This window comes from Kitasatospora sp. NPDC127116, from assembly GCF_042677365.1.
Lineage (GTDB): Bacteria > Actinomycetota > Actinomycetes > Streptomycetales > Streptomycetaceae > Kitasatospora > Kitasatospora lactacystinica.
This window is the reverse complement of record NZ_JBHXTL010000013.1, coordinates 1-16,137: the sequence shown is the minus strand read 5'-3', so window position 1 is coordinate 16,137 and position 16,137 is coordinate 1. Positions and strand designations below refer to the sequence as shown.

At 72.8% G+C, this 16,137-nt stretch carries 22 protein-coding genes; all 22 read left to right on the top strand.

The window, feature by feature from the left end; genetic code table 11:
* Window positions 1-6: 6 nt before the first annotated feature.
* The 22 genes from ACFVHV_RS08290 to ACFVHV_RS08185 all read left to right on the top strand — a co-directional run bounded on the left by ACFVHV_RS08290 (window position 7) and on the right by ACFVHV_RS08185 (window position 16,077).
* Complete coding sequence (locus ACFVHV_RS08290; RefSeq protein ID WP_360260248.1) at window positions 7-240, top strand: hypothetical protein; 234 nt, start codon at window positions 7-9, stop codon at window positions 238-240.
* 97 nt (window positions 241-337) lie between these two features.
* Window positions 338-670, top strand: a complete 333-nt coding sequence (locus ACFVHV_RS08285) for a hypothetical protein (RefSeq protein WP_360260245.1) — start codon at window positions 338-340, stop codon at window positions 668-670.
* Window positions 585-923 (top strand): DUF4913 domain-containing protein, encoded by a 339-nt coding sequence (locus tag ACFVHV_RS08280; RefSeq protein WP_360260242.1) that lies wholly within the window; start codon window positions 585-587, stop codon window positions 921-923. The genes ACFVHV_RS08285 and ACFVHV_RS08280 overlap by 86 nt, the downstream gene beginning before the upstream one ends.
* A 12-nt stretch (window positions 924-935) precedes the next feature.
* On the top strand, window positions 936-1,685 hold the full coding sequence (locus ACFVHV_RS08275; RefSeq protein ID WP_380349813.1) for a hypothetical protein: 750 nt from the start codon (window positions 936-938) through the stop codon (window positions 1,683-1,685).
* A 17-nt stretch (window positions 1,686-1,702) separates the two neighbouring features.
* Window positions 1,703-2,191, top strand: a complete 489-nt coding sequence (locus ACFVHV_RS08270) for a hypothetical protein (RefSeq protein ID WP_380349810.1) — start codon at window positions 1,703-1,705, stop codon at window positions 2,189-2,191.
* 35 nt (window positions 2,192-2,226) lie between these two features.
* Window positions 2,227-3,075: a winged helix-turn-helix transcriptional regulator gene (locus tag ACFVHV_RS08265; protein WP_380349807.1), complete on the top strand. Its 849-nt coding sequence runs from the start codon at window positions 2,227-2,229 to the stop codon at window positions 3,073-3,075.
* A 101-nt stretch (window positions 3,076-3,176) separates the two neighbouring features.
* Window positions 3,177-4,286, top strand: coding sequence for an MFS transporter (locus ACFVHV_RS08260; protein ID WP_380349804.1), 1,110 nt, complete (start codon window positions 3,177-3,179; stop codon window positions 4,284-4,286).
* 63 nt (window positions 4,287-4,349) lie between these two features.
* Window positions 4,350-5,048, top strand: coding sequence for an HAD family hydrolase (locus ACFVHV_RS08255; protein ID WP_380349801.1), 699 nt, complete (start codon window positions 4,350-4,352; stop codon window positions 5,046-5,048).
* Window positions 5,045-5,584: a hypothetical protein gene (locus tag ACFVHV_RS08250; RefSeq protein ID WP_380349798.1), complete on the top strand. Its 540-nt coding sequence runs from the start codon at window positions 5,045-5,047 to the stop codon at window positions 5,582-5,584. The genes ACFVHV_RS08255 and ACFVHV_RS08250 overlap by 4 nt, the downstream gene beginning before the upstream one ends.
* Window positions 5,581-6,168: a hypothetical protein gene (locus ACFVHV_RS08245; protein WP_380349796.1), complete on the top strand. Its 588-nt coding sequence runs from the start codon at window positions 5,581-5,583 to the stop codon at window positions 6,166-6,168. Before ACFVHV_RS08250 ends, ACFVHV_RS08245 begins: the two co-directional genes overlap by 4 nt.
* A complete protein-coding gene (locus tag ACFVHV_RS08240; RefSeq protein ID WP_380349794.1) occupies window positions 6,161-7,021 on the top strand; it encodes a hypothetical protein in 861 nt (286 codons plus the stop codon). Before ACFVHV_RS08245 ends, ACFVHV_RS08240 begins: the two co-directional genes overlap by 8 nt.
* A gap of 81 nt (window positions 7,022-7,102) precedes the next feature.
* The gene (locus ACFVHV_RS08235; RefSeq protein ID WP_380349792.1) at window positions 7,103-7,501 is read left to right on the top strand and encodes a hypothetical protein; all 399 of its coding nucleotides are present in this window, start codon (window positions 7,103-7,105) and stop codon (window positions 7,499-7,501) included.
* Window positions 7,498-8,376 carry a relaxase/mobilization nuclease domain-containing protein gene (locus tag ACFVHV_RS08230; RefSeq protein ID WP_380349789.1) on the top strand — a complete coding sequence of 293 codons (879 nt, stop codon included), beginning with the start codon at window positions 7,498-7,500 and terminating at the stop codon, window positions 8,374-8,376. Before ACFVHV_RS08235 ends, ACFVHV_RS08230 begins: the two co-directional genes overlap by 4 nt.
* Window positions 8,377-8,439: 63 nt before the next feature.
* Entirely contained in the window at window positions 8,440-8,655 is a 216-nt protein-coding gene (locus ACFVHV_RS08225) for a hypothetical protein (protein ID WP_380349787.1), read from the top strand.
* Window positions 8,656-8,783: 128 nt separating this feature from the next.
* Window positions 8,784-9,554 carry a hypothetical protein gene (locus ACFVHV_RS08220; protein ID WP_380349784.1) on the top strand — a complete coding sequence of 257 codons (771 nt, stop codon included), beginning with the start codon at window positions 8,784-8,786 and terminating at the stop codon, window positions 9,552-9,554.
* Between the two features lie 143 nt (window positions 9,555-9,697).
* Window positions 9,698-9,913, top strand: a complete 216-nt coding sequence (locus tag ACFVHV_RS08215; RefSeq protein ID WP_380350036.1) for a hypothetical protein — start codon at window positions 9,698-9,700, stop codon at window positions 9,911-9,913.
* A 253-nt stretch (window positions 9,914-10,166) separates the two neighbouring features.
* On the top strand, window positions 10,167-11,207 hold the full coding sequence (locus ACFVHV_RS08210) for a hypothetical protein (RefSeq protein WP_380349781.1): 1,041 nt from the start codon (window positions 10,167-10,169) through the stop codon (window positions 11,205-11,207).
* Between the two features lie 123 nt (window positions 11,208-11,330).
* Window positions 11,331-12,470 (top strand): AAA family ATPase, encoded by a 1,140-nt coding sequence (locus ACFVHV_RS08205; RefSeq protein WP_380350033.1) that lies wholly within the window; start codon window positions 11,331-11,333, stop codon window positions 12,468-12,470.
* On the top strand, window positions 12,467-14,266 hold the full coding sequence (locus tag ACFVHV_RS08200) for a VWA domain-containing protein (RefSeq protein WP_360330197.1): 1,800 nt from the start codon (window positions 12,467-12,469) through the stop codon (window positions 14,264-14,266). Before ACFVHV_RS08205 ends, ACFVHV_RS08200 begins: the two co-directional genes overlap by 4 nt.
* A 312-nt stretch (window positions 14,267-14,578) precedes the next feature.
* Window positions 14,579-14,899, top strand: a complete 321-nt coding sequence (locus ACFVHV_RS08195) for a DUF317 domain-containing protein (RefSeq protein ID WP_360260206.1) — start codon at window positions 14,579-14,581, stop codon at window positions 14,897-14,899.
* A 390-nt stretch (window positions 14,900-15,289) separates the two neighbouring features.
* A complete protein-coding gene (locus tag ACFVHV_RS08190; RefSeq protein WP_380349778.1) occupies window positions 15,290-15,712 on the top strand; it encodes a hypothetical protein in 423 nt (140 codons plus the stop codon).
* A 44-nt stretch (window positions 15,713-15,756) separates the two neighbouring features.
* Window positions 15,757-16,077, top strand: a complete 321-nt coding sequence (locus ACFVHV_RS08185; protein WP_360330188.1) for a hypothetical protein — start codon at window positions 15,757-15,759, stop codon at window positions 16,075-16,077.
* Window positions 16,078-16,137 lie beyond the last annotated feature (60 nt).

Here is a 16,137-nt window from a genome sequence, read left to right as displayed (position 1 = left end):
GAGCGCGTGACCCGTCCGGCGCCCGATCCCACCGACGCCCGCGGCCGGCTCGCCCCGGAGTTCGTCGAGTGGGTCATGGGAGTGGGGCCCGGCCACGTCACGGCCGTCCCGGGGCTTTCCCGATCCGCCCAGCTGACCGCCCTGGGCAACGGCGTCGTCCCCCAACAGGCCTCCCGAGCCTTGCAGTTGCTCGACGCCTCCGCACTGCTCACCGCCGCCCGCTGCTGCGGGCGGCGGTGAGCGAGCCGCGCTTATACCTCAAGATCGGCCGAATACGTTCGGCCGATCTTCGCTGATTCTCGTGTCATCACCCGAGAACGAAAGGCCTTCCCTTCCCGTGACCGCACCCGAGCCCGACGAGGGCGGCGAGCCGAGGACCGGCTACTCCGACGCCCAGATCGAGGTCCTCTCCGCGAAGCTCGCCGCACTCGCGACGTCCTTCGACGCCCAGGCCGAGCAGTTGGCGAGCATGTCGACGGCCCTCGACCCGGAGGACGACGACCCGGCCGCCGCCCCGGCGGGCGCCGAGCCGATGTTCATCGTCGCCTTCGACGATCCCGCCTACTACAAAAGAGATCGCACTGATGACCCCGTGGGTCGACGAGATCTTCACGAAGATCTACGGACCCGAGACCACGGCCTCGCGCCCCTGGTGCGTGCGGTGGCCTGAACACCCGGAAGCCGTGGCCCGCCTGCACGCCCTGTGGCTGGCCTGGCAGGCCGCCATCGACCCCGAGTCCGGGGCGGCCGGCCCCTCGTCGTGGCAGCGCGACCACCTGGAACCCGCGCTGATGAAACTGCGCTCGGCCGACGGCCCGTTCGCCGCGTGCACCAGCTCCGGCCACGTCAGCCACCGCCTCCTGGAGCACCCGGCGCTGACCGACCCCGACTCCCTCACGTCCCTCACCCTCACCGCACCCTGATCGGAGGCATCCGTGCCCGACCTCAACCTGCCCGGCTGGCAGCCCGCGGACGACGCCTCCGCCCGTATCCAGGCGCACTTCCTGATGGCCGAGGAAGCGTACGACCTGCTCACCGAGGCCAGCCACGAGGAACTCGGCGGCAACGACGACTTCCTGCTGTACGAGGACCTCAACGCCTACCACGAGGCCGGCCGCCCCGCCGTCGCCGCCCACCTGCACTACAACACCGACGCCCGCACGTTCACCCTCGACATCGAACGCACACCGACCTTCTCGATGGCGACGGCCTGGCTCGTCGAACGCGGCGCCGATCAGGACATGTTCCTTCACAGCACCGGACACCCCGGCGCCCCGGCGGACCAGCGCAGCGCCAAGGCCGCCGAACGCTTCATCGACGCCAACGCCCGCTACCGGCTGGAGGAGTACGCCGTCGAGCCCGGCGAGACCTGGGCGATGCTGCGCGACACTACCGCCGCCGGCGCCGAACGCCCCTACCTGCTGCAGGTCGAGGCCGGCGACCCGGAACGCGGCTACACCCTGCGCGAGGGAAGCTTCTCGTCGCCGCAGGAGGTCCAGCAGTGGCTGGAGCAGCGGCGCACCGCCCTGCCACCCGTGGCCGGCGCCGACGTTCCCCTGGTCTACAGCCCGCAGGCCAGCGCGGCGCGTACACGTACCGCCGTCGCGCCCGGCAAGGCCGCCGCCTCTGAGCCCGTACCGGCTGCGGCCCTGGCGGCGACGGCCGGGCGGCGGGCCGTTCGGTGAGCGACATACAGCCGGGCGTGGCCTTCAGCGCTCACCCGGAGGCCCTCGGCGACCTGCTCGCCGCACCGGCCGACGTGCGAGACCTGGCGCTGGAGTACCTCGACCGGCTGCTGCGGGCCGAGATCCGCGGTCCCCTGCTCGACCAGCAGGGCGAGCGCGACCTTCGCGGCGCCCGCAAGCTCTACCTCGACGAGAAGCTGGACTTCCGGCTCGTCTACACGGAGCAGCGGGCGCCGCACAACCCACGCCGGCTGACCGGGATCCACCTGGTCGCCGTCGGAGAGCGCCGCAACGTAGCCGTGTACAAGACCGCGGCCCTGCGCATGCAGCAGGAACGCCAGCAGCAGTCCGTGGTCCAGGAGGTGCGGCGCGGGATGCCTGCCCGTTTCCAGGCCGCCCTCGCCTCTTCCGTCTCCCGTCCCTCACCCGCCGCGCAGGCCGCAGCCGCCGATACCGGCGTTCCGGCCCCCTTGGTCGCCGCCCCGCCCGCAGCCCAGCACCGCTGATCGTCCAACCCCGCCTCACCCCAACGGAGTTCTTCATGCCCGCGATCGACACCGCGACCGTGTACACCCGCGCCCAGCAGGCCGCCGAGGCCCTCGCCGCCCGCTGGGCGACCCGGGTGGTGCGCGCCGTCCCCCGAACCGGCTCCGCCAGGCCGGCCGAGGTCCTCTCCGCCGCGCCGGTGATACCCTCCGCGACGCTCTACTGGGTCTCCTCCGTGCTGGTGGAGGCCGGTGTGCTCGTCAAGGTGCCGGTCGCGGGCCGCTCCCGCTACGGTCTGGCGCTCACCGACGCTGGGCGGGCGCTGACGCCTGTGTACGACGCCGCACTGGCCTGGGCAAAGCGTCACCCCGCCCGCGGAGCACCGGCGATGGACGCCCCGGAGGTGATCGAGGAGGTCTTCGGGATCCTCGCGAGTCCGCTGGCCGCGCCGCTGCTCGCGGAGCTGTCCTGGCGCGAGTCGATGTCGTACCAGGAACTGACGGCGGTACTGCCCGCCGAGACCCACCGGCTGCTCCACCACCGCCTGGCCGTGCTTGTCCAGCGCGGGCTGGTCACCCGCATCGGCACCCGGCGCACCTACCGGTGGTCGATCAGCACCGCCGGGAACGAGATGGCGAGCGTCTTCGTGGCGCTGTCCGCATGGGCGGAGGAGCGCCTGCACGCCGGGCAGGCCACCGGGGAGCAGGCCGACGAGCCCGCCGTCCCGGCCGACGAGCCGGTGGTCCTGCGAGCGGAGGCCGCCGTGGGTGAGGCGGTGCAGGACGCTCTGTTCGCCGCCATGGGCGAGCGGATGGACACCGCCGGTCTGCGCAGCGCCACGCTGCGCCTGGAGTTCTCCGACGCCCCGGGCCGCCAGGCCGCCCCGGTGCTCGCCGCCGCCTGACTTGGCCCCCGCCTCACTCCTGACCGCCTCGACCCGAAGGCCACACCCTGTCCACGAATCCCGCGCTCCGCCGAGTACTTCAGGCTCCCCACGTCGCCGTGATGCTCACCGCCACCCTCGTGGGCCGGCTGCCCACCGCCATGGCACCGGTCGCTCTGCTGCTCGCCGCCCGCGCCGACCATGCCGGCACCGGCCTGGGTGCCCTGCTCGCCGCCGTGTACGCGCTGACCGGAGCGATCGGCCAGCCGCTGCTGGGCCGGGCCGTCGACCGCACCCGCCTGTCCGTCGTCGCCGTAACCGCAGCCGCTCTGGCCGGAGCGGCGTTCAACGCGCTCGCCCTTGTCGGGCCCGCCCGCAACCCCGCACTGGCCATCGCCCTTGCCGCCGTCGCCGGTCTGGCAACTCCGCCTCTGGAGGCCGGTCTGCGGGCCATGTGGCCACGTCTGCTGGACCGGCGCGACCAGGACGCCGCGTTCGCCCTCGACAGCGCGAGCCAGCCGCTCGTCTTCGTGGCCGGACCGGTCATCGCGACCGTCCTGTGTCAACTGGTCTCGCCCGCCGCGGCACTCAACTTCTGCGCCGCAGCAGGCCTCGCCGGCACCACGGTGGTCGCCACCCGTCGCCCTGCCCGAAGCCGTCAGCCCGCCGGGGAGTCCGTCCACTGGCTCGGCCCGCTGCGCTCGCACGGCCTGCTCGTCCTCCTGGGCGCCGCCACGCTGCTGGGCGTGGCCCTGGGCTCGATGAACGTCTACGCCCTCGCCCTCGCGGACAAGGCCGGCAGCGGCTGGTACGCCGGCCTGGTGCCGACCGCGCTGTCGCTGGGCAGCCTGATCGGCGGGCTGCTGTGGTGGCCCGCCAACCAGGCCCTTCAGAGCGTCGCGATCCTGTTCGCGGCCCCCTTCGCGCCGTTCCTCCTCGCCCCGTCCGGGCCGGGCGCCGTCGCCCTGGCGATCATTCCCGGTCTGTACCTCGCCCGTTGGCTCACGATGGCCTTCCAGCTCGGCGACCGGCTCGCCCCCAGCGGCACCAAGACCGAAGCTGCGGCGTGGCTGATCGCCGTCATCGGCCTCGGAAGCGCGGCCGGCACCGCCCTGGCCGGGCAGTTCGCCGTCCACGGGCCCGAGACGACCGCCACCGTCCCGCTGGCGGGAGCTGTGGGTGCCGCCGTCACGCTCAATCTCGGCCGCCGCCTGATCTCCTCGCCCTCCTGATCGCACCGCGCACCGGCCGCCACGCCGTCGTCCCCGCTCGAACTCCACGTCTGGATCCACTTCTTGACTTTCAGCACCGCCCACATCTCCGCGCCCGTCACGATCGTCTGGGACTGGAATGGCACCCTTCGCAACGACGTCGACGACCACCTCGCCGCTCTGAACGCGACCCTGCCGGACCTCGGCCACACGCCGATCACCCTGGAGCGGTACCGCGCCGAACACCGCTCTCCTATCCGCTCGTTCTACGACGCCCTGCTCGGACGCACCCTGTCCGACCAGCAATGGCACGAGGCGGACAACGCCTTCCTGGAGGTCCTGGACCGGCGCCCGGTCCGTCTCCAGTCCGGCGTGCGGGAGGTGCTGCTGCACCTGCGGGCGCGCGGGGTGCGCCAGAGCCTGCTCTCCCTGGCGCCGCACGAGCGCCTGGTGAAGGAGGTCAGCACGGTCGGCATCACCGGTCTGCTGATGCGTGTCGACGGCCGCCGAGGGCCCTCGGTCCCGAGCAAGGCCCCCGCACTGGCACGCCACCTCGCGGACCTCGGGCCGGACGTCGACCCGGCGCGCACCATCGTCATCGGCGACTCCGTGGACGACGCCGTCGCGGCGCTGTCGGTCGGCGCGATCCCGGTCCTGCACACCCTCGGACTCCACTCCGCCGAGCGGCTGGCCACCGCCGGAGTCCCCGTCGTCGACACGCTGGAGGACGCAGTCGTCCTGGGCCTGGCAACTATCGCCGAGCAGCGGCTGGCCGCCGCATGAGCCCCGCTGCCGGGCGCCCCATCGCCGCGTGGAGGCCGCGGGTACCGGGCAACACGGACCTGGGCACCCGTCTGGTGTGCACCACGCTGTCCGTTGAGCGCGTCCGCGACCTGCCCGGCCATGGGACCGACACAGTCCACGGTGCCATCGCCGATCAACTCGCCTCCGCCGCACTCCGGCTGGACGATGTCCAGACCCGCATCGTCCAGCAGGCGAGCGCCCTCCGCGACGACCTCCAGCGCATCATCGACGGACGCGACGCGGACGAGCCGTCCGTCACCGGCATCCTGCACAGCACCCCTGCTGCGGTCGACCTGCTCTCCGCCCGCCGCACCGAACTCCACCGCGCCCTGACCGGCCTCATCGGGGTCTACCGGACACTTCCGCCGTACGTCCCGAAGCCGACCCCCGCCGTTCGAAGGGAGGCGGCCCGCACCGGCTCCAAGGCCCGGGCCGCCTCCGGCCGCACGCCCTCGACCGAAACGGGCCTGACCGGCGTGACGCCGCTGCTGGACGGACCACGACCCAGGCGGTGACTCACCCACCCGTCCGGCCGTGGGGCGAACCGGCCGGGAAGCCCACAACCACCGGAGGAACGATCCCCGCCAGCGACGGCTCTCAGCCCGACAACACCAAGGAACCCGCGCCCTACGCCGGCGATGCCCTCGTCCAGCGCCATCTCGGCATCAGCCGGAAGGAGCTGTGGCGCAGGCACCCCGACGGGACGGAGGGCGAGTTCGCCGACATCGTCGAGTTCCAGGCCGGCCGCCTCGACTCCGTCGACCGCGACCTGCGGTCCACCGCTGCCGCGATCGGCAAGCGCCTCGCCCAAATCGCCGAGGGCGACCACTACCGGGTGGACACCCTCGGAGCACTCAAGTCCCAGGCCCTGGAGCTGGAGACGCTCGGCGCCCGCTACGCCCAGATGGTCGAGGTCCTGGAGCACTCCATCTCCGCCTACCAGCGCGCCGTGCCGACCGCTTCGGCTGCTGACGACGCCCGACAAAAGGCGGCGCGGGCAGGGTCAGCAGCCGCCAAGCAGCAACCGGGCCCGATCGCTACAGGTGAGGCCGCCCACCCTCAAGCGCCCCTCCCGCAGAACAGGAACCGCCATGCTTGATCCCGAGGGCCTGTGGCCGGACCTCGACCAGTTCGGACTTGACGGCCTGGCGCCCGCCACCGAAGGCTCCTGGGACTCGATGTACATCCTCACCTACTACAGCGAGTCCCCACCGCTGCGAGCCCAGCACACCGCCGGCCACAGCTACTACCTGCTCCTCGACGAACATGCCTGGTCGGGAGACCTGCCCGGCCCGCCCCTGGTCCTGGCCGCCCATGTACACCGCAACAACGGCACGGCCCTCGTCGAGCACTCCTTCCACCCGATGCTCCCGCTCGCCCAGCGCTGGCTCGCCGAACGCGGCGCCGACGCTTCGGCCCTGAAAGTCACCTCCGGCGTGTATGCCCGCCCCACCGACCTCGCCACCGAGCAAGCGGAGGAACGCCTGCGCACCCCGGGCCGCTACGAGGTCCTGGCCCACTTCACCTACGACTGGGAGCCGTCTCCGGGCTGGACCCTCGCCCTCGACCGCCACCAGCTCGATCCCGAGCAGCCGTACCGGATCTTCCACCGCGACGTCGGCCCGTACGCCCTCGACCGGGTCGGTTTCCTGAAACCGCACCCGGAATCGGCCTGCTACACCGTCGCCGAGTACGGCTTCACCTCCCTGCGGGAGGTCGAGGACTGGTGCCGGGTGGCCGACAAGGGGTGGGCCGGCCGGTTCCCCGGCTGGCGGGACGCGCCGCGCTCCTTCGACCGCGTCACGATCCCCGCCCACGACCCCGCTGTCCCGAACCGCACCGCCCGGTCCACCGCAGCCGCCACCCGCACCACCTCCTCCGGCATTGGCGACGACCCCAACCAGCCGCACCACCCTGGAGACGCCCATCGCCGCCCAACCCCTCGACTCTGACGCCGTCGTCCAGGTCAGCCCGCCCACCTCGCTCCGGGCACAGGAGAGCGCCCAGCCCCGAACCCGCTGACCACCCACCGTTTGCCCGAAGGAGTCCACATCCCCGCCGACCTCCCGCGCCCTCGCCGCCGGCCACGCACCGCCGAGGCCCGCACCGTCCAGCTCTCCGTGCGGCTGACCCCCTCCGCGATGCAGGCCATCCGCGAACGTGCCACCACCGAGCGGCTCACCCCGGCCGGATTCGTCGCCAACGCCGCCCTGACCGCAGCGCTGGCCGCCGAACCGGTCGGGCGTCCGGACTCCGACCCGCGACGCCCGCTCGTCGAGGCCCTCGACCGGATCGCCGACGAGCTGCGGGAGGCGAGCGACACCGCACGGGCGAGCGCCGACGTGGACACCGCGGTTGCTGCACTGGCCCTGCTGCCCGCCCTCGGCGAGCGAACCCATGCGGCCCTCGACGCCGTGATGGAGGCCGCGTGATCCCCGACATCTCCACGGGCAATAGCATCCGCCCGCTGCTGGCCTACCTCTACGGCCCCGGCCGCCGTGAGGAGCACGAGGATCCGCACCTCGTCGCCGCCTGGAACCGTCACGGTGCTCCCGATCCGGGCCGCGATCCGGGCGCGACCGTCGGCCGCCTGGCTGCCCGCCTCGACCAGCATGCCCGGCTGCGGGAAGCCGAGTTGGGGACGATGCCCCCGAGCAGGGTGTGGCACTGCTCGCTACGCGCGGCACCGGAGGACCGACTGCTGACCGACGGCCAGTGGGCCCAGGTCGCACACCGGATCGTCCGGGCGACCGGCCTCGCGCCCGAGCGGCGCGCTGGCTGCCGCTGGGTGGCCGTGCGGCACTCCGTCCACCACATCCACATCGCTGCCGTCAGCGTCAGGCCGGACGGTTCCCGCCCGGCCATGCACCGGGACCAGGTGCGCGCCCAGGCCGAGTGCCGGGCGATCGAGGCCGAGTGGGGCTTGCGCCCCGTCAGCCAGGGTCCGCGCGCCACCACCAGCTACCCGACCACCGCCGAGATCATCAAAGCCGAGCAGCAGGGCTGGGCCGAGCCGTCCCGGGTCTGGCTCCAGCAGCGGATGCGTCGCGCGCTCGGAGAGGCCGCCACCGTGGACGACTACGCCACGGCCCTGGTCGCCGACGGCGTCCAACTGCGCTGGCGCACCGACGATTCCGGCACGCGGATCGGATACAGCCTCGCGCGCCCCGGCGACACAGGGACCGGCGGGCAGCTGCTGTATTTCGCTGCCGGCCGCCTCGACTCCGCGCTCACCCTTCCACGCTTGCGCGACCTCCTGCCCACCGCAGCAGCCCACCAGCCGATAGCTGCCACCTCCGGCCCGTAGGCACCCCGGCACCCCGCCCGCCTTGTCGGCCCGCCCCGGCCCGTCCCGACCATGGAGTTCGCCATGTCCCAGCCGCACCGCAAGGCCCAGTCAGGCCAGCTCGCCGCCTCGCTCCTAGCGACGGTCCTCGGCGTGCTGCTGCTCGTCACCGTCGCCCCGGAGGCCTCCGGGGCTGTCCGGGGCGCCGCGGTGGTCGGCGGCCTGCTGCTGGAACTGGTCGGCGTCGGCATGCTCGGTGCGCTCGTCGCCCGATCACGCACCGGCGGGCGCCGGTCGTGACCGCCGTTCTGCTGTCGGCCGGATCAGCCAGGACCGCGTCCGCCGACGCCAGCCGCAGAGCCGACAACGCCCAGCCCCTGCGGCACCGCCGCCCCACGCCCGCACCTGAACCGAGGAACCGCCCCTACTTGCCGACCGTCGCACCGCCCGCCCCATACGTCGTCGCCTCTCCCGCTCACCTCGCTGGCCCCGGCGGGCTGGACATCGCCTACGAGCTAGCCGCCGAGTTCGGCTGGTACCGCCCGTACTACGCCCCGACCAGCACGGTCCTCATCAGCGACCAGGAGGGCCTCGCTCTCCTCCGCGAGGACCGGCAGTGGAACTTGGTGGGCCCCGACTGGCAGGTCCGCTTCTGCGACCGTGTCCCGGCGGAGGTCTCTCTGGCCATCCTTCGTGCGGCAGACGCCGCGGAAGCCGCGCCCGCCCTCCCCGGGCCGCGCATCGTCGGCCATCGCGCCACCGCCGCCATGCTGTCGGCCGGCTGGTCGGCCCACGACCGTGACGGCTACCACCTTGTCGCCGCCCCGGACCGCCGCGCTGCGCTCTCCTTCCCCCTCAACGCCCCCGATCCCACGGTCATGCTGACCGGTGCGGCCCAAAAGGGCGTGTGGACCGTGCAGTTCAGCCCCACCGCGCCCGACGCGCTGCTCACCACGGCGGCCACCACCCTCCTGACGCCCGTGCAGCGCCGCCCCGAACAGCTCCCCGAGCGAGCCCGGGCTCGGCTGAGCTCGACCGCCCTCACCAGCAGCGGCCCGGCGGACCGCCCCGGTCGATCTGCTGCCGCCTGCTCCCGCGGCTCCTCGTCCATCTCCCTGGCCAGCGGCCGGGGCGAGGCCGGACTTCCGGCACCGGCCGAGCGGGCCTCCGCAGCAGCAAGGCCTCCGAGCCGCCGTTGACCGCCAACCGGCCCCGTCCTTCGAATCCTCCAAGCCCCGAACCGAATCGCGGAGAAGTCCTGACCTCGCATCCTCTCCACTCCGTCGCCAACGTCCACGAGGCGGCGGAACCAGCAGAGCGCACAGCCCAGCCGTTCGCGCCGATCCGGCACACCAACACCGGCGAGATCACCACCACCAGCTACAACGCCGCCGCCCGGCGGATCCTGCTCCAGGCCGGCTTCGAGGAGACTCCTGGCTGCACCTGCCCAGCAACGGAAACCAGCACGGACCGCACGCACGGGCCCGCTCGGCAGCCAGCGAGCTGCTCGCCGCCGGCCACCCCGTGCGCCTGGACCGAGCACTCGGCCAGCCGGTGAGCGTCGACGGCACGCCCCTGCCGGGCACGACCGTACAGACCAGCGACAAGACCTCCCACGCCGAGGCCGCCCGCACCGCCCGGCCCAGCCAGGGCCCCGGGCGAACCGGCCCAGACAGACCGCCTGAGCCGGCCGACCTCGCCCCCACGGTCCCGGCAATCCTCCTGCCCCTGTACCTCCGACCGTTGTCGCAGCCCGCTTCGGTGACCGGTGGGAGCGCCCGGACCGGCTCGAACCCACCAACAGCCTCGCCGTGACCGTGCTCCTGATCCTGGCGACCTCCTTGCTCACTGATACCGACATCGACCCGCTGGTCGCCACCGACCGGGAGGTCACCGTCGTCACCCCGTCACCGATCGCGCTGCCGCCGCTACCGCCCGCCGCGCCCCGAACGGTTCCTGCGGCACCTCAACGTCCCCCGAAAACACCGGAGAATCCCATCACCGACGTCACCGAGCCGCTCCTCGCCATTGACGAGGCTCTCCAGGTCGAGGACCTCGAAGCCCACACCGAGGAGGACAAGCGCAGGTGGTGGGAGTTCGCGTACGAGCGGAACATCAGCGTCCTGGCCGTGCAGAACACCACCAACCCGCACACACCGCTGCTGACCGACTCCTACCTCGTCGTCCACGACGGCACCATGACCTGGGACATCCCCGGCTCGAACCAGCTCGCCGGAATCCACGTCCAGCGCGACCTCGGCGCCGGAACGTTCCGGCTTGAGTACCAGCGGGCGCCGATCGTGGCGCTCGCGCAGAACTGGCTCGTCTCCCGCGGCGCGGACCTGGGCCAGGTGACACCGCACGACGAGTGGCTTCCGACCTGCGATCAGGCCAGCCGCGAACTGGAGCAGCGGCTCGCCCAGGCCGGCGACAGGTACTGGATCGCGAACTCGTACACCTCCGACCTCGTTCTGGACCCCGCCCACTCCTCGGGCGGCCCGCCCAGCAGCAACGAGGACCTGGTCTACGACTTCAACACCTGGGTCATCGCCGAGGACCAGCGGCCCGCGGCCGGCGAACACCCCGTCCGGGTGTTCTACGAGGATGTCGACTACCTCGGCCGTACCTACACCCTGCGGGAGGGCGGCTTCCCGGACCTCGATGCGGCCTACGAGTGGACCCGGCGCGCTGGCGCGCCGGACAACCCCCTCCCGCCCGTCGGGGTCGAGAGCGCCCGCAGCGCTGCGGCCCGCGCCACCAGCCCCGCCACCGCTGCCAGCCCTGCCGCGGCCGTGGCCCCGGCCCCGCCCACCACCAATGACCAGACCGTCACCCGCCCCCGCACCCGGTGACGGCCCACCCCCAGGTGTGCCAACTCTGCCCGCACGCAAACCCGTTGGAGGATCCTCGCTTTGACCACACCCGGACCGCCCGTCAAAACGGCACACGCCAAGCCCGGCGAACTGCGGGCCAAGGTGGCCCGAATGTTGGCCGACCGGCCGGCAGACCCACTCACCATCGGGGAGATATCCAAGGCCCTGGGCCACTCCCACGGTGCTGTCCAGCAAGCGGTCACGACCCTGGTGCGACGCGGCGAGGCCGACCAACTCGGCGCCGGAAAGCAGTTCCGCGCGAACGGGAAGACCGCCGCAGCCGCGCAGGCCGCGGTGATCAGCCCACCGGGCACCCACTCTCCCCGCGCCCAAGCGGCCATGGCCCGCATGACCCCTCCCGCAGCGACCACGCCCAAGCAGCCCGGCCCGATCCGCCGCGCGGGCGGCCAGCTCTACCACCCCCGGGAGCTGGCCGACCTGCCCGACGTCGAGGCGCTGAATCGCTTGCGCGACGCCGACGTGCCAGTGCTGCTCTACGGTCCCCCGGGCACCGGCAAGACGAGTTTGGTCGAGGCCGCGTTCCCGGACCTGATCACCGTCGCCGGCGACGGCGACACCACGGTCGGCGACCTGATCGGCGATTACACGCTGGACGACAGTGGGGGCTACGTCTGGCAGTACGGTCCGCTGGTCACCGCGATGACCGAGGGTCGAGCCCTGCTGATCGACGACGCGACCCTGATCTCGCCCAAGGTCTTGGCGTCGATGTATCCGGCGATGGACGGGCGCCGCCAGATCCAGGTCAAGGCGCACAAGGGGGAGACCGTCCAGGCCAAGCAGGGCTTTTTCGTGGTCGCGGGCCATAATCCGGGCGTGCACGGCGCCGTTCTGACGGAGGCGCTGGCGAGCCGGTTCAGCGTGCAGATCCAGGTCGGCACGGACTACGACTTGGCCCTGGCTCTGAAGATCGACGCCCGGGTGGTCCGGGTCGCCCGAAACCTCGCCCGCCAGGTCGAGCTCGGCGAACTGGGCTGGGCGCCCCAGCTGCGGGAGTTGCTCAGTTATCAGAAGGCCGAGGCGGTCCTCGGCACCAAGGCCGCGCTCGGAAACCTCGTCGGGATCGCTCCTCTGGAGGACCGGGACGCTGTTGCTGCTGCCGTCAGCAAGATTGCCGGCGTCCAGCAGGTCGCGCCGCTCACCCTGGGCCGGCAGCTCTCCGCTTCGGCCGCCCAGCAGCCGCCAGGCAGCACCAGCTCCGCCCAACGGGGCCGCTCGCGATGAGCGCCCACCACCACATCCAGTCCTCCGCCACCACGCCCGAGGACGACGCCGACCTCGCGCGCTGGGACGACGACGGCGCCCCGCCCGCACAGCCACCTTCTTCCCCGGCCACGTGGCTGCGCGTGGGAGCCGAACTCGGCGATCGGCTGGTCGCCCTGTCCGGCCGCCAGGACCTGCTCGTCACCTGCCGCCCCGGCACCCGCTCCGGGGCACCCGCCGCCTACTTCCCCCACCTGGCGGAGATCGAGTTCGACGCCGGTCTGTTCGCCCCCCTCCAGCCCCACGAGGTCCGTCCGCGGATCGTGGGCGACGAAGAGCACTATCCCGCTGCCTGGGGAGTTTTCGTGCACGAGGCCGCCCATGCGGCCCACTCCGTATGGGAGCCGCCCGCCGACGCGGAAGCCCGCGTCGTCAAGGCCGCGTTCCTGCTGGAGGAGAGCCGTGCCGAAGGCGCCCACCTGACCAGGCGGCCCACCGACCGCAGGTACCTGCGCACCAGTGCCCGGACCCTGGTCATGCCCGACATCGCCAACCCCGCCTTCCAAGGCGCCGAGCACGCCGCCGGCGTGGCAGCCCTGATACTCGGCCGCCGGGACGCCGGCATCCTGGACGCCGGCGAGACCAAGGCCGTCGCCGATCTGTGCGAACGGGTCCTGGGTGCCGACCTGCTGGCCACCCTCACCGGCATCTGGACCGCAGCCCACCGGTGCGCCGACCACGACGCCACCACCATGCTCGCGCACGCCCAGGACTGGTGCGACGCCCTGGACACCGCTGCCCCCGCCCAGCCCGTGCCGGAGGACCTCACCGATCTGCTGTCCGCCGCCGTGACGGTCGTCGCGGACAACATGGACGCCAACGACGCCGCCGACCTCGCGGCACAAGCCGCCGCGGACAACGCCCTGGCCTCGCGGGCCAAGGCACAGGCCCAGGACCGCGCCCAGCAGGCCGGCCAGCGACGCAAAGCCGCCGCCACCGCCAAGTCGGTCTTCAACCCCCGCGGCACCACCGTGCGCCCCGACGGCACACCGGCGCCCCACGGCAGCCCGATCACCGGCACCCGCCAGCCCACCGCCGCCGAGCAGAGCGCCGCCGCGCGCCTGAGCCGCGCCCTTCGCGCCGCCGCCTACCGCGAACGCACCGAGGAGCGGACCACCAGCCCCACCCCGCCCGGCCGCCTCAACATGGGCCGGGCCCTCGCCCGCGACGCCCAGCGCGCCGCCGGATCGATACCCACCGCAGAACCGTTCACCGCCACCCGCCGCCGCAACTCCCCCACCCCACCGCTGCGCGTGGGCATCGCCGTTGACGTCTCCGGCTCCATGAGTGCCGCCTGCAAACCCGTCGCGTCCGCTGCCTGGATCGTGGCCCGCGCAGCGGCCCTGACCGACCCCGACTCCCGCACCGCCACCGTCGCCTACGACCATGATCTGACCGCACTCACCCGACCCACCCACCGGGCGCCAGAGCGCGTGACGACGTTCGATGCCAACGGCGGCAGCCACAACCTCGGCGACGCCATCGACGCACTCGACCACGGCCTCGACCTCAGCCGCCCCGGCACCGGCCGCCTCCTCGTGATCGTCACCGACGCCCATTACTCCGGCGGCGAAACCGCTCAGGCCGTCACCCGCATCAAACGCCTCACCGCCGCCGGCTGCGCCGTACTCCAGCTCACCCTCACCCAGGAATCCCTCCACCTGCCAGGGACCACCCTGCTTCACCTGCCCCGGCCCTCCAGCGCCCCCGCCGCCATCGCCAAGGCCGCCACCGACGCCATCCGCAAAACACGCTGAGACGCCGTCACACGACCGCGATGATCAGACGCAGAAGCCCCTGACCGCCAGCTGCGCCAACTTCACCAAGACGAGTGGTCCACCACCGGCCAGGCTCACCGAGACTCCGCCGGGTTCGTCGAGGCAGGACACCAACGCCCAGGCCCAGCCGATCATTCGGCTGGGCCTGCATGCGTTCGCCCGCGGCAGACAACCAGCGGAAGAAGCCCGACAGGACTACGCGAAGCGGGGCACTCCAAGCAAACATGGACGACCGCCCACCCGCTGCGAGGAAGGTGCTCCCTCCTGTCCATCGTGCTCTCCGCCCCGCCCGTGCCCGGTCTCCGCCCCGGCGACGCGATCCCCCATCGAGCCTGGCTGCTCGGCGAGGGAAATCCGAACGACCTCAACGCCTTTCTGTATGAGCACGGTTGGTCCTGGGTGATCGACGCGGACGGCGGACTGCACGCCGCGTCCCCGTGCACGCGGGTGTACCTCGGCTACCAGCCGGACAACCCGAACGTCGACACCTGGATCATCGCGTTGAGCGGCACCGCCCGGCAGGACGGCTGGCGTGCCGGCTTCAACCGCCACACCCCCGTCGAGATCGTCCTCGCCGCGCTGCAAGCCCTCGTCGAGCACCCGGGTCGCTGAACCCGCTTGCCTCCCCACTGCCCTTACCTCCGCACGAAGGGGTCCTCATCTCCAACCTGCGCTTCAACCGAAACCGCCGCCGACTCCTGCACCGCATCGAGGCCGCCGAGTGGCTGACCGGCTGCGCCGTCTACGTCAGCCTCCTGCACGCGGTGATCCTCTGGCCCTCCTGCGCGCTGCTCTCCGCCAGTGCTGCCATTGGCGCCGCTCAACTTGCGGTGGTCTACCTCCTGCTGTGGTCGATGCCCCCGCTTGTCGCCGACACCTCCACCCCGCGCCTTCCCCGCCCCCGCCGACCGATCCGGTGACCCGCCGGGCGTCGGGCCCCTGCGCCCGGCGGCCAGCCACGGCGCTCCCGCGTCGCGCCATCCCACCGACCTCGGAGGCGAGTTGCCCGACGACCCCGATCACCCCGGTCTCGACCGCACCCCGGCAGCTGCCAGTCGCGCCTTCGGCACCGCCTACGGCCCGCCGGACAAGGACGGCCTCCGTACGCGCTTCAGCGTCATCGGCTATCTCGCACCGGCCGATCGCTACCTGATCGTCCCGCTCGGCAACCGGATCACCGTCCGAGCTGACGGGCCCCTCCCGCCGCAGGGCCACAGCGGCTGGGTCTGCCCCGACGACCTGCACGAGCTCGTCGTCGCCCACCCGGTCCGCACCCGGAGCGGAGGCCGGACCATCTGCCACCACCACGTCGTGCCCACAACGCCCCCGACCGGATGCCGCACCTGCCTGATCCGCCCGCCGCAACCAGGCTGCCGCTTCTTCCGCACCTCCCACTACGCTCCCATCTCCGAGGAGGAGTCCTGATCTTCGTCCCTGCCACCCGCCGTCAGCTGCGCCGCTCCGCGGTGATGCTCACTCCGGTCGTCGCGTTCTACGGGGTGACCGCCGTCGCGTGCGCGACCCTGCACCGGCCCGCCGCGACCGCCTTCGGGCTGTTCGGGCTCGCGAGCGGCGTCCTCGTTCTCTACTGGATCGCCCGAAGCCTGGACCGCGATGCGGACCGCAGGGTCCGCGGGTGGCTTGCCGCTCGCGACGCGGCTCGGGTGGAGCAGATCGCCTCCGGGACCGGTCTGCGCCCGGCCACGGTGAGACTGAGCCTGGCCAGGCTCACCGCCTCAGGCGCTGTCGTCGCCCGGGCGGAGGCGGCGGTCTACCGAACCGCCAGGTGAACCTGCACCCGGGAACGCCGAAGGGCGGTGCGGCACGAGGGGTTCGTCCTCGTGCCGCAC